Below are 17,186 nucleotides of genomic sequence, written 5' to 3'. Positions count from 1 at the left end.
GTTGGTGTTGGCTGGGTTGGTGTTGGCTGGGTTGGTGTTGGCGGTTCTACATCGTTATCAGTAATCGCCACTGTCACATTCGGAATTGCGATCGCACTATACTTACTGTCAGCACTCGCAGCCGTATGAGAAATAGTCCCTGTGTGCGGCCCTTCAACAACCGTATCGTCCGTAGCCGTTACTGTGACTGCTTTCGCGACATTCCAGTTATTAGTGTCAAAAGTAACAGCAGCGATCGCATTAATTTGAGTACCATTCGCGAAACTAATCGTCACAGGCGCCGTGGGCTGGGATTTTAACTGAACGCTGTACGTCCCTATAGCAGCGCCTTCGGTAGCAGTTGTACTCGTAGGTGAAACACTCACACCAGCCGTATCGTTGTCAGCAATCGTGGCTGTCACAGGAGAAATCGTCAGGTTGTTATACAAGGTATCTGTACTGACGGATTTGTGAGTAATCGTGCCGCTGTGGGTTGCTTCGGCTATGCTGTCATCGATCGCACTAACAGTCACATTTTTAGCAATATTCCAATCATTAAGCCCAAAAGTGACAGGTGCGATCGCACTAATTTGAGTGCCCGCGTCAAAATTAATCGTCACAGGTGCTGTAGGTGCGCTAGTCAAAACCACGCCGTAGGTAGCCGTTGCGCCGCCTTCAGCAATATTTGTAGTTCCTGCCGATTGCACGATCGACACACCCGCACTATCGTTATCAGTAATCGATGCGGTAACATCGGGAATCGCTTTGGCGTTATAATTTGTGTCGGTGCTGGTAGCTGTGTGAGCGATCGTGCCGCTGTGCGTTCCTTGTGCTACACTGTCGTCGATCGCAGTGACAGTCACAGTCTGATCGACATTCCAGTTAGTGCTGTCAAATGTAATCGGTGTGGCGATCGGGCTAATTTGATTGCCAGTATTAAAGCTAATGTTAACGGGTGCGATCGGTTGCGAAGTTAACTTGACTTTGTAACTGCCAGTTGCACCGCCTTCTGTAGCAGTGATGTTCGTAGGTGCAATGCTGAAACCGGCAGTATCGTCATTTTGGATAGTAGTTGTAGCAGTTGCATTTGTAATTGCAGGTGTCGGCCCCGGTGCCACAGGATTCGACAGCGTAACCGCAACAGTTTCGTCAGGTTCAACTAATCTGTCGCCTAACACCTTTAAAGTGATAGTTTTCGATGTTTCCGCCGCCGCAAAGTTGATAGTCCCGTTAATATCCGTTGCCCCAGAAGTGCCGCCGATGCTATTGTAGTCGCTGCCGTTACTAGCAGTTCCGGCGATCGCATAATTGACGCTACTTGCTACATCTTTGCCGCCACTGCGACTCACCGTAAAAATTATAGGACTTGTGTCAGTATTGCCTTCGAGGATACTGGGAATATCAGCCGCAATGGCGTAAGAAATTTGCTGGTTAGCTGCAATAGTCAGCGTTGTTTCATTTGTTGTACCAGCAAAGGCTCCAGTAATTGTGCCAAAGTTGAAAATTGCGGTTTCCGCGTTCTCGGGGATATTGTCAGTTTTGATCGTGACTGCAACATTCTGAGTGAGAGTAGTAGTGCCGGCGGGGAAAGTAACAGTTTGAGGCGAAAAGGTGTAGTCAGAATTTTGGGTTGCTGTGCTACTGGGCTTAATTGCGATCGGCACTGTTACGTCACTACTAGGAGTGGCACTGATAGTGACGGGAATATTGATAACTGTATCTGTCGTTCCTTCCGTCCCGCTGTAAGTAGCCGCACCGAATTTCACCGCAGGTGTTGTATTGAGTAAAATCGAGACGTTGTTTGAGGTAAAATTCGCCGTAGCTAAATCAGATAAGCCATCTTTGTTAAAATCACCTACAGCAATACCTTGGGGAGCCGTTCCCACAACAAAATTAGTTGCAGCCCCAAAGCTACCACTGCCACTCCCAAACAAGATGGAGACATCGCTAGATTGATTGTTCGCTGTGGCTAAGTCGAGTTTTCCATCGGCGTTGAAGTCGCCAGCAGCAATAGAAAGGGGTTGTGTCGCGACGCCAAAGTTGGTAGCTGTACCAAAGTTACCCGTACCATTTCCTAACAGAATGGAGACATTGTTTGAGCCTTGGTTACTCGTTGCTAAGTCAGAATTTCCGTCCCCATTGAAGTCTCCTACAGCGATGTAATTGGGATTTGTCCCGACACTATAGTTGATAGCATTGGCAAAAGTGCCATTAGCATTTTGTAACAGGATGGAAACGTTGTTAGAATCAAAGTTCGCTGTGGCTAAGTCTGACCTGCCATCCTTGTTAAAGTCGCCCACAACTACGAAATAGGGATTTGACCCCACGCTCAAGCTGGTGCTAGTGCCAAAGCTGCCATTGCCATTCCCCAGCAGGATGGAGACGTCGTTATAGGTTTGATTGGCTGTAACTAAGTCAGAATTGCCGTCTTTGTTAAAGTCGCCGACAGCGACACTATAGGGACTTGAACCCACACTAAAATAGGTGGCATTACCAAAAGTGCCATCGCCATTTCCTAACAGGAGGGAGACGTTGTTAGGATAATTATTGGCAGTAACCAGGTCAGAATTGCCGTCTTTGTTAAAGTCGCCTACGGCGACAGACCAGGTACTGAGATCGCTTGGTGGGTTGGTGTTAAGATTGGTGGCAGTACCAAAGTTGCCAGTGCCATCTCCCAGTACGATCGAGACATTGCGATTGACTCCAGTGGTAGCAAAGGCTAAATCAAGATTGCCGTCTTTGTTAAAGTCGCCAGTGGCAACTTTACGGAGACTGTAGGTAACAGGAAAATTTTTCGCCGCACCAAAACTATTCAAAACATATTCGTAACCCGCTAACACTTCGGGTGCAAATACCAGTGGCGTGTTAATTTCCCCGATTCTTGCTGCGAGTTTCCAATCGCCGCCTTTTGCCGCGCTTCCGGTGAGGTTTTTGGATGCGGCAACATTGGTATTTGTGAGTTGGGCGATGCGCTGGATGAATGCGATCGCACTTAATGCCACATTACAACCATAAATCAGAATGTCCGCACCCACAGACAAAGCGCTCCGCCACTGCTGCAATTTCTCGGAATAAGCTTCCAAATTGTCTAAACTCAAGCTACCGCTACCGAGTTGCAAGCGGCCGGGAGTGCCGTGAGAAATAATGTGGATGCTGTCAATATTGGTGCGATGAGCTAAGATTTGAGTAATTTGGTCGATCGCATCCTCGTTTCCATCTAACACCACAACTTCCGTACCCGGTGTTACCCCAGCCACTAAACTTTGATAATTTTGTACTTTTGTGTCGATAAAGGCGATCGACTTTACTGAAACAGGAAAGTTTAAATTCGACATAATACACCTATTTGGGGTAAAAAAAAGACAACAATTCCCCTGTCTCGTGACTTGCATCCGAAACCATCTATCAATCAATTTTGATTTACACAGACACACCAGTTCTGCGTAAAAATTCGGTTATTTCTGATCTGTTGTAGTAACAGTAACAGTTTTTTTATACGAGCTATATAAAGTTTTCTTTAAAAAGAGCTGGTTAATTTAAAGTTCCGATAAAGAGGAAGAAAATCTTTAAGTATAATTACTGCGGTGAATGCGAGATTGATATCACAAATATTGGTAAAACGTAAGTGTAATATTACGTAGATTTAAATGTATTAAATTATACTTATTTTAGGCAAGTAAGGTTATGTGCGATAAAAAAGGTTCGTAGTGAGGACTTCAGTCCGCATAAAATCAGAGGACTCGCATTCCTCACTGCGAACCAATGTGATTACCGCAAACCCGAATCAATCTCTGCCAAAAGCCTCTGGGCATCCCCGCACAAAGCATCGTGACAGCAACCATTACTCGCCAACAATCCCCCCCACTGACTAACATCTCCCCGGTTGTATTGCAAAGGAGAACCATCAAAACGAGTAAATCGGCCGCCCGCTTCCGTCAAAATCAATTCCGGCGCCGCCAAATCCCAATCCTTCGGTGCAGACTTCCCCGAAAGCGCAATATAAACATCAGCTTTTTGTTCGACAATCGTCGCAATCTTGCAGCCGATGCTACCGACAGCCAGTTGATTTTGACAGGGAAATTTGTGCAATAATCGATTTAGGCGATCGTCCCGGTGACTGCGACTGGTTACTATAGATAAATCTGCCACTATATTGCGCGCAGAAACCTGCAATTTTACCGCAGAACCCCCGCGAGTTTCCTCAAAAGCGCCTGCATTCCGGATGGCATAATAAATCTTTTGTTGTTCTGGCCAAGCCACAACTGCTAGTACAGGTTTTCCCTCAAAAGCTAAAGCAATGTGAACGGCAAATTCGCCCGTCTTGTCAATAAAATCGCGCGTTCCATCCAAAGGGTCAATAATCCAAACCCAAGATTGAGGTAAAGGAACTTTGCCGCAAGTTTCTAAATAAGATTTGTAAGTTTCTTCGCTGAGATAGCCAAATTCTGCATTCCCTAAAACTGATTGCAGTTTATCTAGGATGTAAGAATTGACAGCGATATCGGCGGCGGTAACTGGGCCGTCTTTTTGTTCTTGAATGTCCAGGTTGGGAGTGTTGGAATCTGGGCGATAATAGGATTGTAAAATATCTGCGGCACCCCAAGCGGCAGCCTGGGCAATTTCGCTTAATTCTTCGAGATTTTTCATGTTTTATCAATTTAAGTAGGGTGCGTCTGATTGCATCTACTTCATAATAATCGAAAAAACCCCGACTGACGCACCCTACGAATACGGGATTTTGGGACGTTTTTTATGAGACAACATAACCGTTCGCCATATCAAAAAATGAAATTTGTAGGGGCCCGTGAGCCAACAATTTACGGTAAAAATGAATAATCTCATAAACCCGCCCTCCCCCACCAAAAATAAAAATGTAGGGTGAATTTATTGTAAAACGTTGATGTAAATAAGGGTGGGGATGGGGCGGGTTTATGAGATTGTTTGTGGGTTTTATAGATGGTTGGCTCACGGGCCCCTACGGGATTTTGGGATATTTTTTGTGAAGCTAACCCACCCTACGACCAATTAATATGAGGATATTTCCATTCGTAATAATTGGGAAACACAAAATTAGTAAACGAAACCGAAATACTCACCTCCAGGGATTTTACATGATGCCACCAACCCACAGGAATAAAGATCACCTCTCCCGGTTCCAAAATCACCTCAATGATTTTTGCATCTCTATAAAGCGGATATTTGTCATAGTCAGGATTTTCGCCATCAACCTTGCTGAAAACTCCGACATGATTGTAAAGCAGAGGCGTTTGCTGCGGACAAATCAATTTAATCAGTTTGCGTCCCGATACCTGTGCTAAAACTAAGTTAACCGGGTCATGGTGCAGCGGCGTAATCGTACCCTTGGGGCCAAACCAAAAGAAAACTCGCCCTTTTGTATCGTCAGGAGTCAGATATTCTGGGAAAATCTCAAAGTCGTTGAATAGCGATTTAAATTCTTCTCTTTCCAGGGTTTGGTTGTTAGCAACCATGTAGCAGTCGTTGCTGGGGCCGCCGTTGACGACCATATCTATATATTCGCGGAACTGAACGGTTTTTTTGTGGTTGTGTATCTTAATTTCGTATTCCGGGTCAGAGTTGCGGTTGGCTTGAATTTCCACCTCTGCATCGCCGTATTTTTGCTGCAAATACTCCGGCGTCCACAACTGCAACGCTTTCCAGTTGTGCATGATATTGGTGATAATTACCGGAGTATTTTTCGCGTAGTAATTTTCTAAGAAATACTCTCGGGAAAGACTGCTTTTGCGTTCGATTGTGCCAAACTTGGAAGAGAGGGCTGCTAATTGATTGTTGATGGTGAGTTGCGATTCCAGTTTCTGCAATAACTGCACGTAATGGCTGCCTGCTTGGAAGTACGGATGAGAGGATATTTTGGTAACTTCTGCGGTTGCTGTTTCGGCATCAATGCCTGTATTTATTAAGCCTTGAATGATGTCTGCATCTGGTTGATTTAATAATTTGTTGGCTGCCACCCACTGTTTCAGGTTGTCGGGGACTTCTGGCTTGCTTGGCGCTGCTGCGAGTAGATTGGGCAAGTTTTGCGTCAGCCATTCTAGATTAACTTGTTGTTCTTCGGTGAGGGTAATCCGCAAGGGGGGAAGTGTGATGGTTAGGGGTTGGGTGTCAGACATGATTGGAGTGTTTTGTTTTGGGGTAGTTTGGTTGTGCTTGAAGTTGCTTAACTAATATAGCAATCTGGTTTGATTTGTGAATGAGTTTTTTGATGAACCGCGAAGACGCTTTCATGCGCGAAGGAAGAGAGGAGAGGAGTTCACAAATCTTGTCGGGGTTGCTATCACTATTTTAGCTTAACAAGGGTTGGCTGTTTGAGTTTTCTGGGTGCGAGCGCTTTTTTCCGGATTTTTTTGTTAATTTAAAGTTAAGGTTGCAGATTTTTTATCCATTGGCGGGTTCCGAAATATTTGCAGGAATCGGAAGCTGTCTTAGCTGCGGCGGCTAGGGCGTTTGTAAAGTTTTCTTGTAAAATGTAGTGACAGAAAGCGCCGTGAAAGATGTCGCCGGCGCCTAAAGTGTCTGTGGCTTGAATTAGAGGAACTTCTAAACTACCGAAACTGTCATTGCTGAAGTATTGAATCGGTTTTTCGCCGCGTGTGATGGCTATGTTGGGAATTCCGGCTGCTGAGAGATAAGCAAAGACTTGTTCGGAATTGTGACAGTCGGGCGGATGAAAGTTATCCGAGCACACAGCCCATTCAACGAAGGGTAATATTTTTTCTAATCCGGGTTTCCAACTGCCGCCATCAAGGACGATTGGAATGCTTTTTGCTTTGGCGAGTTGAGCGATTTCTGTGCTGGCTGGGATTTGATGTCCGTCAAACAGTATGATATTAACTGATGCTAAAAAATCCTGGTTAATTGCTTGACTGTCAACCTGAGATTTAGTAGCATTAATCGAGATTACTGCCCGATCGCCCGTTTGTTCACTTACCACAATCGAAGAAACTGGCGGCGAGTGCGATCGCCCTGGCTGCAAATCGATTATCCTGACATTGTACTCCGCTAAGTCTGCACGGATTAATTGGGCGATCGCGTGAGTGCCCAAAACCCCCGCCAATACCGCCGCATTCCCCAAACCGCTAAAAGCCACAGCAGCATTTGTCGCCGGCCCGCCCGCAGCAATGGTACAATCAGCAGCAACAACCTTCTGATTTTCCCCCGGAGGCTTCTCGGCTAAATAAACTAAATCCAAAGTCGCCAATCCCAAAAACAATCCAGTCTTCATATCTGCGTGAATCCGCGTTCATCTGCGGTTAAAAATAAAAAATATCAAAATGCAGCCAAATCCCAATACAGGAACACTATACATTGTCGGAACGCCGATCGGCAATCTCGAAGACATGACATATCGCGCCATCCGAATTTTGCAAACAGCAGACTTCATCGCCGCCGAAGACACCCGCCACACAGGGAAACTTTTACACCACTTTCAAATCAAAACGCCCCAAATCAGCTATCACGAACACAACCAACACCAGCGACTCCCGGAATTAATCGACAAACTGCTGTTAGGAAAAAGTATCGCCCTCGTCACCGACGCCGGAATGCCGGGAATTTCCGACCCCGGATACGAATTAGTCAAAGCCTGCGCCGATGCTAATATTAACATTATTCCGATTCCCGGGCCGAGCGCCTGCATTGTTGGGATTAGTGCATCGGGATTACCTACAGACAGATTTGTATTTGAAGGATTCTTACCCGTCAAAGGTCAAGAACGCCAGCGCAGTTTAGAAAGTTTACAAATAGAATCCCGCACTATTATCTTATACGAATCTCCGCACCGGTTGCGACAAACTTTACAAGATTTAGCAAACACCTTGGGAAGCGACAGACAGATTGTGCTGGCGAGGGAATTGACAAAAATGCACGAAGAGTTTTGGCGTGGTAGTATGGAAAGCGCGATCGAACTTTACACCACACGCGAACCCCAGGGAGAATTTACCCTAGTGATTGCCGGCCTCGAAACAGACGCACCAATTTTCTCAGAAGACGCCATCAAAGCCGAATTGCAAACATTAATCGCAGAAGGAGTAAGTCGTTCCCAAGCCAGCCGACAGCTAGCCCAACAAACATCCCTCCCCCGGCGCCAAATCTACCAACTCGCCTTAACACTTGGGGACAGCGAATCACCCGAACAACCATTAGATGAATTGTAAAAAACTCTCTCTTCTTCTCCTCTGCGCCCTCTGCGCCCTCTGCGGTTAAATAAAAAAGTTAAATAATCCTACCAAAAAATCTATGGTACGCGGAAACTACGATCGCCAAAAACCCTATTTACGCAACCCCCACATCAACAAACCAATCGCCGAAATCTATGCAGACTTAGACGCCTTTAGCTGGGAGATATTTGAAGACCAACCCCACCGCTTCGATACAGTCAGTTTCTACGTCTTGCTTCCGCCGCTGTTTTACGAAGGAAAATTCATCAAAGGGATTTACTTCAGCGAAGGAGTCGAACTCATCAACAAACTCTTTCCCCAACTTTCGTCAGCATTTTTCTCCTTCACCTATTCCCCCGGAACGTCCTACTCCTGGGCGCCCGTAGCCGACGCATACTCCAGTTTATACAAAAACCCGCAGCGAGCCAAGTGGTTTCGCGAAACATATCCCGATCGCGCCAACAAACCAATTATACCACTGCAAGACACCGACTTTATCAACGAATACTTAATTTCCCCTCGTAACGTCCCCGCAAAAGACATCGACCTCCTCGCCGTCGCCCGCATTTCCGAAGAAAAGAACTTGCCGATGATTGCCAAAGCCTTAAAAATTTACCGCCAGAAGTATCCCCAAAAACCTATAAAATTAACAGTTGTCAGCGGTCACGACTTTGATGTCAACAACCTGAAAACTCTCGACGAGTACGCCTTAAAAGAATGGCATCAAGTAGAGGCAATTTTAGGCAATCCCTCCGACTACATCAACTTACTGCCGCGAGTTGACTACTACCAAGAAATCCCCAACTATTATTCGCGGGCGCAAGCATTCGTGCTGGGTTCCCTCCTCGAAGGAAAAAACCGGGGAATTACCGAAGCCATGAGTTGCAACGTACCAGTAATTTGTTTTGAAGAATTCAATCAATACGCCCGAGGAAACTCGCCAGTTTTCCCGGAAGGTGCGGGTCTTTATGCCAAATTCGATCCGGAATCCTTAGCCGATACGATTCATACAGTATTGGAAAATCCAACGGAATTTAAGCCGCGATATCAGTATTTAAAACATTGCGGCCGCAAAAACTTTTTCAACACTTGCCTTGACAGTTTTCCCTACTACCAGCATAACATTCCCGACTACAAACCGGGAGCAGCATTTAAGAATTTGTGGCTGGATTTGGCGGTGCAGCAAAATTATCAAGTCAGCTTGGATAGTTTTTTGTACGGAGGTTCTCCCCTGTCTCATATTCGGGGTATAAATACGATTCAGCAAAATCTCGGGGAATTAACCAAGTTTCTAAGATAATTCGCAATTAATATGTAAGGTGCGTCAGTTGTTTTTTTCAGGTTCGTAGTGCGGAATGCGAGTCCGAATCCAAGAAGGACTAAAGTCCTCACTACAAACCAGGTTCGTAGTACGGAATGCGAGTCCGAATCCAAGAAGGACTAAAGTCCTCACTACAAACCTGTTTGTATTACGAGTGATTGACAGGCCCCGATATAAATCCAATCTGATGCAGCCTACCTCAGATGTAATGCTCGATACTAAAATCTAAAATCTAAAATTTAAAATAGTATTAGAAGGTTACTCAGCAGGAGAAACACAGAATGCACGACTTAAAAGTTGTCATCATTGGTGCGGGAATTGGCGGCTTAACTGCGGGTATCGCCCTCCAACAAGCGGGGTATGAAGTTGCAATTTACGATCGCGTAAAAGAACTGCGTCCAGCCGGGGCTGGCATCTCCCTGTGGTCGAACGGCGTCAAAGTGCTCAACCGCTTGGGTTTAGGCGAAAACATGGCAAAAATTGGCGGCAAAATGGAGCGCATGGAATATCGCACCAAAATCGGTCAACTGCTAAATGACATCGATTTAATGCCGCTAATTCAACAAGTCGGTCAGCGTCCTTATCCGGTAGCGCGCCGCGATTTACAACAAATGTTATTAGCAGCTTTTAAGGGAGAAGTCAAGCTCGATCGCAAATGTGTTGCCGTGGAAGAAGACGCAACCGGAGTAACTGCAATTTTTGAGAACGGAGACAAAGCCCGGGGCGATTTGCTGGTGGCTGCGGACGGCGTTCGCTCAATTTTGCGCACCTATGTATTAGGCCGCGAAGTACAGCCCAAATACGGCGGTTATATCAATTGGAACGGGCTAGTACCGGCGGATGAAGCACTAGCACCAAAAAATACTTGGGCGATTTATGTCGGCGACTGCAAGCGCGCCTCCTTAATGCCCGTAGCGGGCGATCGCTTTTACTTTTTCTTCGATGTTCCGTTACCCACAGGAACTCCGGCTAATCCCGACAATTACAAAGCCGAGCTTAAAGAACATTTTACAGATTGGGCCGAACCAGTGCAATTGTTGATAGAAAGATTAGATCCCGCAGCAGTCGCCCGCCCGGAAATTCACGACGTAGGGCCGATCGACTCCTACGTTCGCGGTAGAGTTGCTTTGCTGGGAGATTCCGCCCACGCTACCTGCCCGGATTTGGGCCAGGGAGGCTGTCAAGCCATGGAAGATGGACTGGTACTCAGCAACTACCTTTCGACCACGAATTTGGGGGTAGAATACGCGCTCAAACGTTACGAAACAGAGCGCAAGCAGCGGGCGAATGCAGTTGTAGAAAAAGCGCGCCAGCGTGCCGAACAAATTCACGGTAAAGATCCGCAGGTGACACAACAGTGGTACGAACAACTGGCTAAAGAACAGCCAACTGACGTGACTGATGCGATCGCCAAAGTCATCATGGCAGGCCCGTTACATTAATAGAAACTAGCACGTTATTAACGTTGGAGGCTCTTCCTCCGGATCTGCGTTACCAGGCAGAGCCTGGGAACGAGTAAAACGAGTAAATAACTGATAAACTGGTTCCCTGGCTCTGCCGGGGAACCGATATTTAGAGGCTCTGCCTCTCTTTTCTCTTGCAACCAGGAAAAAATAATGTCAGGCAAACTTACTACTCACGTTCTCGATACAGCCCGCGGCTGTCCGGCGGCAAATATGTCGATCGCCCTGCATTCAATTGACCCAAAATCCGGCGCCAAAACACTCATCAAAACTGTAACAACTAATGCTGACGGCCGCACCGCAGATCCGTTACTATCAGAAAACGAGTTCAAACCGGGAATTTACGAATTAGTCTTTGCAGTTGGCGAATACTTCGCGCAGTCCGCCGAAAATTTGCCCGATCCGCCGTTTTTAAATAGCGTTCCGATTCAGTTCGGCATCGCCGACTCAACCTCACACTATCACGTACCGCTGTTAGTTTCGCCTTGGTCGTACAGCACCTATCGCGGTAGTTGATTAAACAGTTGACCTGGGACCTGGGACCTGGGACCTGGGACAGTTGAGGGCGCAGTGTTGATCGCGGTAGGGTGCATCGCCCATATATAGCAGTTCTCAAGCGTGGTGAGGTACCCTCTCAAGCTATTACCAATTACCAATTACCAATTTGTCAACTGTACCTCATCTACCTGAGAAAGGCTATATATTTGTAAATATCCAAAATTGTTGGAGCGACGCACCATGCTTTAACTAAAGAGGGGAGATGTCAAATAATTAATTTAAAATTAAAAAAACACCATGTTAGTCACAAAACAACCTGTTTTCAAACGCTTCTGGTACCCCGTTATTCCCGTCGCCGAATTGTCCGGCGAACCAAAACCTTTTGTATTATTAGGTCAGCCGATCGCACTTTGGCTCGATTCCCAAGGCCAACCCGCAGCAGTAGAAGACCGCTGCTGTCACCGCACTGCTAAACTTTCCCTCGGAAAAGTTGTCAGCGGCAACATTTCCTGTGCTTACCACGGCTGGACATTTAACTCATCTGGAACCTGCGTTTGCGTTCCGCAGCAGCAAAACGGCGCGATTTCTGCAAATTACAAAGTCAAAGCATACCGCACGCGCGATCGCTACGGTTATGTTTGGGTTTGCTTGGGAGAACCAATCGCCGACATTCCCGATATTCCCGAAGCTGCTGACTCGAACTACCGCCAAATTCACGAATTTTACGAACCTTGGAATTGTGCGGGATTGCGAGTAATGGAAAATGAATTAGATATGGCGCATCCCACTTTTGTACATACTACAACCTTCGGCAGCGAAGAGCATCTGACACCGGAGCTAATGGAATTTGAAGAAACAGAATGGGAACTGCATTACCGCAGCGTTTTAGGCGTCGCCAATCCCGCCGAACAACAGCAAAATTTAAAAATAGAACAACAAGAAACCGTGCGGACAATTGACGGAATTTGGTTCATGCCCTTTACCGTAAAACTGCGGATTGCTTACCCGAACGGACTCGTACACATCATCGTCAACACCATGACTCCGATCGACGATTCGACATCTCAAATGGTGCAATTTTGCCTCCGCAACGACACCGAAGCCGATGCCAAAACCAGCGATATTATTGCCTTCGATCGCGCTGTGACATTGGAAGACAAACGCATTTTAGAAACCACCGATTGGGACGTACCCCTCGACATCGCCCAAGAACAACATATGTTGACAGACAAACCGGGAATCATCATCCGCCGCAAAATTGCCGCACTCCTCAAAGCCCACGGCGAAGTCGAAGAAACTAAAGTCAGGAGTCATTAGTCAGGTAGGGGCGGTGCCAAGAGTGCCCGCCCTCTTAGCAGTCATCAGTCATTAGTTAGATCGCCCATAATACATAGGCTGGGGCGGGTTTTTGGGATTGTCGGTTTTTGGCAACTATTATTGGTGAACCCGCCCCTACAGGAATCACGGTCAATCGACCGGACATAATATAAATTCCCGGTAGAAGATTATTTACTTCTTCCCGCTTCTTCCCTCTTCTTCCTTCGTGTTCTTCGCGCCTTCGCGGTTCGATTTACTAAAAAGTAAAACAAAGCTAATTGAACTCAATCAACCCAATTCAAAATGCCATACTCTTTAGTTGAACTCAACCAACTCAACCAGGAAGAATTCACACAAGCCCTGGGCGCGATTTTTGAACATACACCAGCCATCGCCCGCCGCACTTGGGACGATCGCCCTTTCGCATCCACAGCCGAATTATACGCCAAAATGGTAACAGCCGTCAGCGCCATGACTGAAGCCGAAAAACTCGCTTTAATTCAAGCCCACCCGGATTTAGGAAGCAAAGCAAAAATGGCAGAAGCCTCGGTTAGCGAACAAGCCGGTGCGGGTTTGGATCAACTTTCTGTTGAAGAGTTCGATCGCTTTCAATTCCTCAACCGAGAATATCGCAAAAAGTTTGATTTCCCCTTCATTGTGGCGGTGAAAAAACACACTAAAACCAGCATTCTCGAAGCATTTAAACAGCGCCTCGACAATTCCTTTGAAACAGAAATGCAGCAGGCTGTAGCTGAAATTTGCGAAATCGCCCGCTTTCGCCTGGAGTCAGCAATCCGAAATTAATCGATCGGAGTCAAGAAACCGGGTTTTTTTACGAAAATTATGCGCAGATTCGGTAAAAAACCCGGTTTCTGGGGCCCAACGACACTCAGATGCAGGAAAGATCCCCCGATCGAGCGATACTTCGCGCCAAAAAAGTTGTAGAATAGTATCATAAGGCACAGAAAAAGATTCGGACATACCAAATAAAGCTGGTATGGTGACAGGTTTCCATGTGCTTCCCAGAAAAATGCTCTTGGAGGCAAAGTTATGACATTCTTCAATCGATCGCTAACGAAAAAAATCCCCGCGCCAGTACCTGTAGAAGACATCAAACAGCCTGGGCACGAAGAACCTTTAGGCCACTTGCACCCCAATTTCCGGCAGTGGGTTTGGTTGAATCCATCCCATCAGCGCGCCCAGTAAATCAGGTATTTTTCCGCCGCCGCAAACAAGCCGTAAAGTACGGTTCCCATCACAGCCAAAACCATCAATCCTGCAAAACCTAAAGGCACGTCAAAGTTAGAACTTGCGGTGACAATTAAGTAACCGAGGCCTTTGTTAGATGCTACTGTTTCCGAAATTACAGCGCCGACAAAAGCCAGGGAAATTGCTACTTTTAGGGATGCAAAAACGTATGGTAAGGTGTGGGGGAACCCGACTTTTTGGAAGATTTCGATTTGCGATGCACCTAGCGATCGCATTACATCTTTCATCTCCGGTTCCACTGTATCCAATCCTAAAGCTACGTTAACGGCGATCGGGAAAAATGCCAGCAAAAAAGCAGTCAGAATTGCCGGCACAGTACCGATACCAAACCACAGCGCAAACAGCGGCACTAACGCTACCTTCGGTACGGTATTGAACCCAACTAATAGCGGGTACAAAACTACATAGGCAAGCCGCGAATATCCGATGAGAAACCCCAGCACTATTCCAGCTACAATCGCGAGCAAAAAACCCGCTAAAGTTGTAAACAAAGTTTGTCCCGAGTTTTCAATCAGTGCTTTGCTTTGAGTTAAAGTGGCGGCGAGAATTGCCGAAGGTGCGGGCAAGTTGTACGGGGGAATTTTCAATAGCAATACCACAATTTCCCACAGCACGAACAGCAAGATTGTCGCAGCAATTGGCATCACAATACTTGCTGTTTTTGAGCGAGCAAATTTCTCTAAATTATCCATTGCTTTCTCACAACTTTTTTTAATTGCGGTGAATGTGGCGGCGCAGTTCTGCTACGATGTGGTTGAAGTCATCCGACACCATCATATCTAGATTTGTGGGACGCGGCAGGTTGACTTTGACTTTGTAGACGATCGAACTCGGACGCGGGCCCATCACATAAACTGTATCCGATAAGAAAACAGCCTCGCGCAAATCGTGAGTGATCAGGATGCAAACGCACTTCACCCGCATCCACAACTCTTGCAACATCACCCACATTTCCTCGCGCGTGAAAGCATCTAACGCGCCAAAAGGTTCGTCTAGCAGCAGGATTTCCGGTTGGTGAATCAAGCCGCGACACAGCGAAGCCCGCTGCCGCATTCCTCCCGATAATTGCCAGGGAAACTGTTTCTGAAAGTCTTGCAATCCGACTGTAGCTAACAATTCTTGGGCTTGGCGCACAAACATTTCCCGGCGCTTCGGATCTTTTGATTCTCGCTTGTAAGGCTGCACTACTTCCAGTGGTAGCAGCACGTTATCGAGGGTATTTCGCCAAGGCAAAAGTACGGGATTTTGAAAGGCGATGCCGACATTTTTGAGCGGTTTGGTAATCTTTTTGTCGCGAATCCGAATTTCGCCGATCGGCGCTGGAGACAGCCCGGAAACCATCCTTAAGATAGATGTTTTTCCGCAGCCGCTAGGCCCTACGAAGGATACAAATTCTCCCTGGGCGATCGACAGCGAAATCTCGTCGATAATTCGCCGCGGTTGCCCGTCAACTCGATACTCCAAGCCCACGCGATCGAATTCCAACAGAGTCGGTTCTTGAGTGCCGATCGCATTTGTGATCATTTTAGGCTGTACCACAGTTAGTCTACCTCCTTTCTTTAGCAGAACCTCAACCGTATCCTGTATGCACGAAAATTTTACCAACTTATTTGTTTATTTATTGTTGATAGCTGGGAATCTTGCTGTATCAGAACATACAAACTTTTAGACTAAGGTCGAGCGCAAGCGAACGCAACATCAAAATAAGGCAAATATCAAGTTATCTATTTGATTGTGATTTGAAAAAAAAAAAAATTGTGTTTCTGTATACAGCCAGTCAATTAATTTAAGAATACCGTATACAAGAAACCAGATCGCTGCTGAACTTTGAGGCGAAATTCGCAGAGACGAGCGATCGGTTTTCGATTCAGGTTTGTTGTCCAAATAGCAAGCATTTTTTTATGAAAAATATCTGGTTGGGACGATCGCTATCTCTGTTGCTGGTTGCAGCGCCAGTCATCCTCAGTAGCTGCCAATCTCAGTCGCCAAATGCCACAACTACCCCGGCATCGGGGGGTGCAACTGCCACAACAGCGGCAGACACGTCACAGAAACGCACCATCAAAGTCAATCCATCTTGGCTGCTGCAAGGTGACAACGCACCGCTGACAATGGCGATCGACAAAGGCTATTTCCCAGCCGAAGGATTGGATGTCAAAATCGAGCGCGGCTACGGTTCCTCTGATACAATTACCAAAGTAGCAGCAGGCCAATTCGAGATTGGATTTGGCGACATTTACTCGATGATGGAGTTCAACGCCAAAAATCCCAACGATCCAGTAGTAGCAGTTGCAGTACCTTACAATCGATCGGCATTTTCAATTGTCACCCTCAAATCGAGCAACATCGCAGATCCGAAAGGATTAGCCGGCAAAAAGCTAGGAGCTCCAGCAGGAGATGCACCGCGCAAATTGTGGCCGGTATTGGCCCAAAAAGCGGGAGTGCAAGCCGACTCGGTAGAGTGGATTACAATGGAGCCCAAGCTGCGCGAAACATTATTAATCAAAGGCGATGTGGATGCAGTCAGCGGTTTTGCAACCACGATAATCCCCGCATTAGAAAAAGCAGGCAAAAAGCCGGAAGATATCAACGTCTTTTACTACGCCGATAACGGTTTAGATTTGTACGGAAATGCGATCGTTGTCAAAAAAGCCTTTTTAGATAAAAATCCCGAATTAGTAAAAGGCTTTTTGAGAGCGTATTTTAAAGGGCTGCAAGATACCTTAAAAGATCCGACAGCCGGATTGGAATCCGTGGTAAAAGCGGGAGACAGCTTGATGGACAAAAACGCCGAAAAGCGCCGCCTGCAAATTGCTTTAGAAAGGCTGTACATCACTCCCGAAGTGGAAAAAGTAGGCTTGGGCGGAGTCGATCCGGCTCGTCTGGAAGCGACAGCCAAACAAGTAGCAGAAGCCTTGAAAATTACAGCCCCGCCAGTTGATCGGATAGTTGATGAGAGCTTTTTGCCTCCGAAAGCAGAGCGGGCTTTACCTGCTGCGGGCGATCGCAAACCGCTGACTTAAAACTAAATTGTATCGGCGATGACAAAGAAGTGGTAAGGTGCGCCATAAGCACCCTACATACAGAATTTATGCCTGGGTAAGGTGCGCCATAAGCACCCTACATACAGAATTTATGCCTGGG

The 17,186-nt window shown here is 46.6% G+C and carries 14 protein-coding genes; 8 read left to right on the top strand and 6 right to left on the bottom strand.

What is annotated here, in order from left to right:
• The 4 genes from QUB64_RS10190 to QUB64_RS10175 form a co-directional block, all read right to left on the bottom strand.
• A partial coding sequence (locus QUB64_RS10190) for a DUF4347 domain-containing protein (protein WP_333394038.1) occupies positions 1–3,314 on the bottom strand: 3,314 nt, incomplete at its 3' end.
• 433 nt (positions 3,315–3,747) lie between these two features.
• On the bottom strand, positions 3,748–4,626 hold the full coding sequence (locus QUB64_RS10185; protein WP_333267812.1) for a 3'(2'),5'-bisphosphate nucleotidase CysQ family protein: 879 nt from the start codon (positions 4,624–4,626) through the stop codon (positions 3,748–3,750).
• 368 nt (positions 4,627–4,994) lie between these two features.
• Complete coding sequence (locus QUB64_RS10180; RefSeq protein WP_333267814.1) at positions 4,995–6,128, bottom strand: cupin-like domain-containing protein; 1,134 nt, start codon at positions 6,126–6,128, stop codon at positions 4,995–4,997.
• A 248-nt stretch (positions 6,129–6,376) separates the two neighbouring features.
• Complete coding sequence (locus QUB64_RS10175) at positions 6,377–7,240, bottom strand: PfkB family carbohydrate kinase (RefSeq protein WP_333267816.1); 864 nt, start codon at positions 7,238–7,240, stop codon at positions 6,377–6,379.
• 49 nt (positions 7,241–7,289) lie between these two features.
• Between QUB64_RS10175 and rsmI the strand changes: the two genes are divergently transcribed.
• From rsmI to QUB64_RS10140, 7 genes are all read left to right on the top strand, one after another.
• The gene (gene rsmI / locus QUB64_RS10170; protein WP_333267818.1) at positions 7,290–8,171 is read left to right on the top strand and encodes a 16S rRNA (cytidine(1402)-2'-O)-methyltransferase; all 882 of its coding nucleotides are present in this window, start codon (positions 7,290–7,292) and stop codon (positions 8,169–8,171) included.
• 82 nt (positions 8,172–8,253) lie between these two features.
• Positions 8,254–9,474 carry a glycosyltransferase gene (locus QUB64_RS10165; protein WP_333267820.1) on the top strand — a complete coding sequence of 407 codons (1,221 nt, stop codon included), beginning with the start codon at positions 8,254–8,256 and terminating at the stop codon, positions 9,472–9,474.
• 302 nt (positions 9,475–9,776) lie between these two features.
• Positions 9,777–10,937 carry an FAD-dependent urate hydroxylase HpxO gene (gene hpxO, locus QUB64_RS10160; RefSeq protein WP_333267822.1) on the top strand — a complete coding sequence of 387 codons (1,161 nt, stop codon included), beginning with the start codon at positions 9,777–9,779 and terminating at the stop codon, positions 10,935–10,937.
• Positions 10,938–11,111: 174 nt separating this feature from the next.
• Entirely contained in the window at positions 11,112–11,474 is a 363-nt protein-coding gene (uraH, locus tag QUB64_RS10155; RefSeq protein ID WP_333267824.1) for a hydroxyisourate hydrolase, read from the top strand.
• Between the two features lie 279 nt (positions 11,475–11,753).
• Complete coding sequence (locus QUB64_RS10150) at positions 11,754–12,773, top strand: aromatic ring-hydroxylating dioxygenase subunit alpha (RefSeq protein WP_333267826.1); 1,020 nt, start codon at positions 11,754–11,756, stop codon at positions 12,771–12,773.
• A 303-nt stretch (positions 12,774–13,076) separates the two neighbouring features.
• Entirely contained in the window at positions 13,077–13,577 is a 501-nt protein-coding gene (uraD, locus tag QUB64_RS10145; protein WP_333267828.1) for a 2-oxo-4-hydroxy-4-carboxy-5-ureidoimidazoline decarboxylase, read from the top strand.
• Between the two features lie 246 nt (positions 13,578–13,823).
• Positions 13,824–13,979, top strand: a complete 156-nt coding sequence (locus tag QUB64_RS10140; protein WP_333267830.1) for a hypothetical protein — start codon at positions 13,824–13,826, stop codon at positions 13,977–13,979.
• Here the strand turns inward: QUB64_RS10140 and QUB64_RS10135 are convergent.
• Both QUB64_RS10135 and QUB64_RS10130 read right to left on the bottom strand, forming a co-directional pair.
• On the bottom strand, positions 13,964–14,734 hold the full coding sequence (locus QUB64_RS10135) for an ABC transporter permease (protein WP_333267832.1): 771 nt from the start codon (positions 14,732–14,734) through the stop codon (positions 13,964–13,966). The two genes, QUB64_RS10140 and QUB64_RS10135, sit on opposite strands and share 16 nt — an antisense overlap.
• A 19-nt stretch (positions 14,735–14,753) precedes the next feature.
• Positions 14,754–15,581, bottom strand: a complete 828-nt coding sequence (locus QUB64_RS10130; protein ID WP_333267834.1) for an ABC transporter ATP-binding protein — start codon at positions 15,579–15,581, stop codon at positions 14,754–14,756.
• A 362-nt stretch (positions 15,582–15,943) separates the two neighbouring features.
• Here QUB64_RS10130 and QUB64_RS10125 point away from each other — a divergent pair, with 362 nt between their 5' ends.
• Positions 15,944–17,065, top strand: a complete 1,122-nt coding sequence (locus QUB64_RS10125; RefSeq protein ID WP_333267836.1) for an ABC transporter substrate-binding protein — start codon at positions 15,944–15,946, stop codon at positions 17,063–17,065.
• Positions 17,066–17,186 lie beyond the last annotated feature (121 nt).

Source organism: Microcoleus sp. Aus8_D2 (genome assembly GCF_036702665.1).
Lineage (GTDB): Bacteria > Cyanobacteriota > Cyanobacteriia > Cyanobacteriales > Microcoleaceae > Microcoleus.
This window is presented reverse-complemented; position numbering and strand designations above follow the sequence as displayed.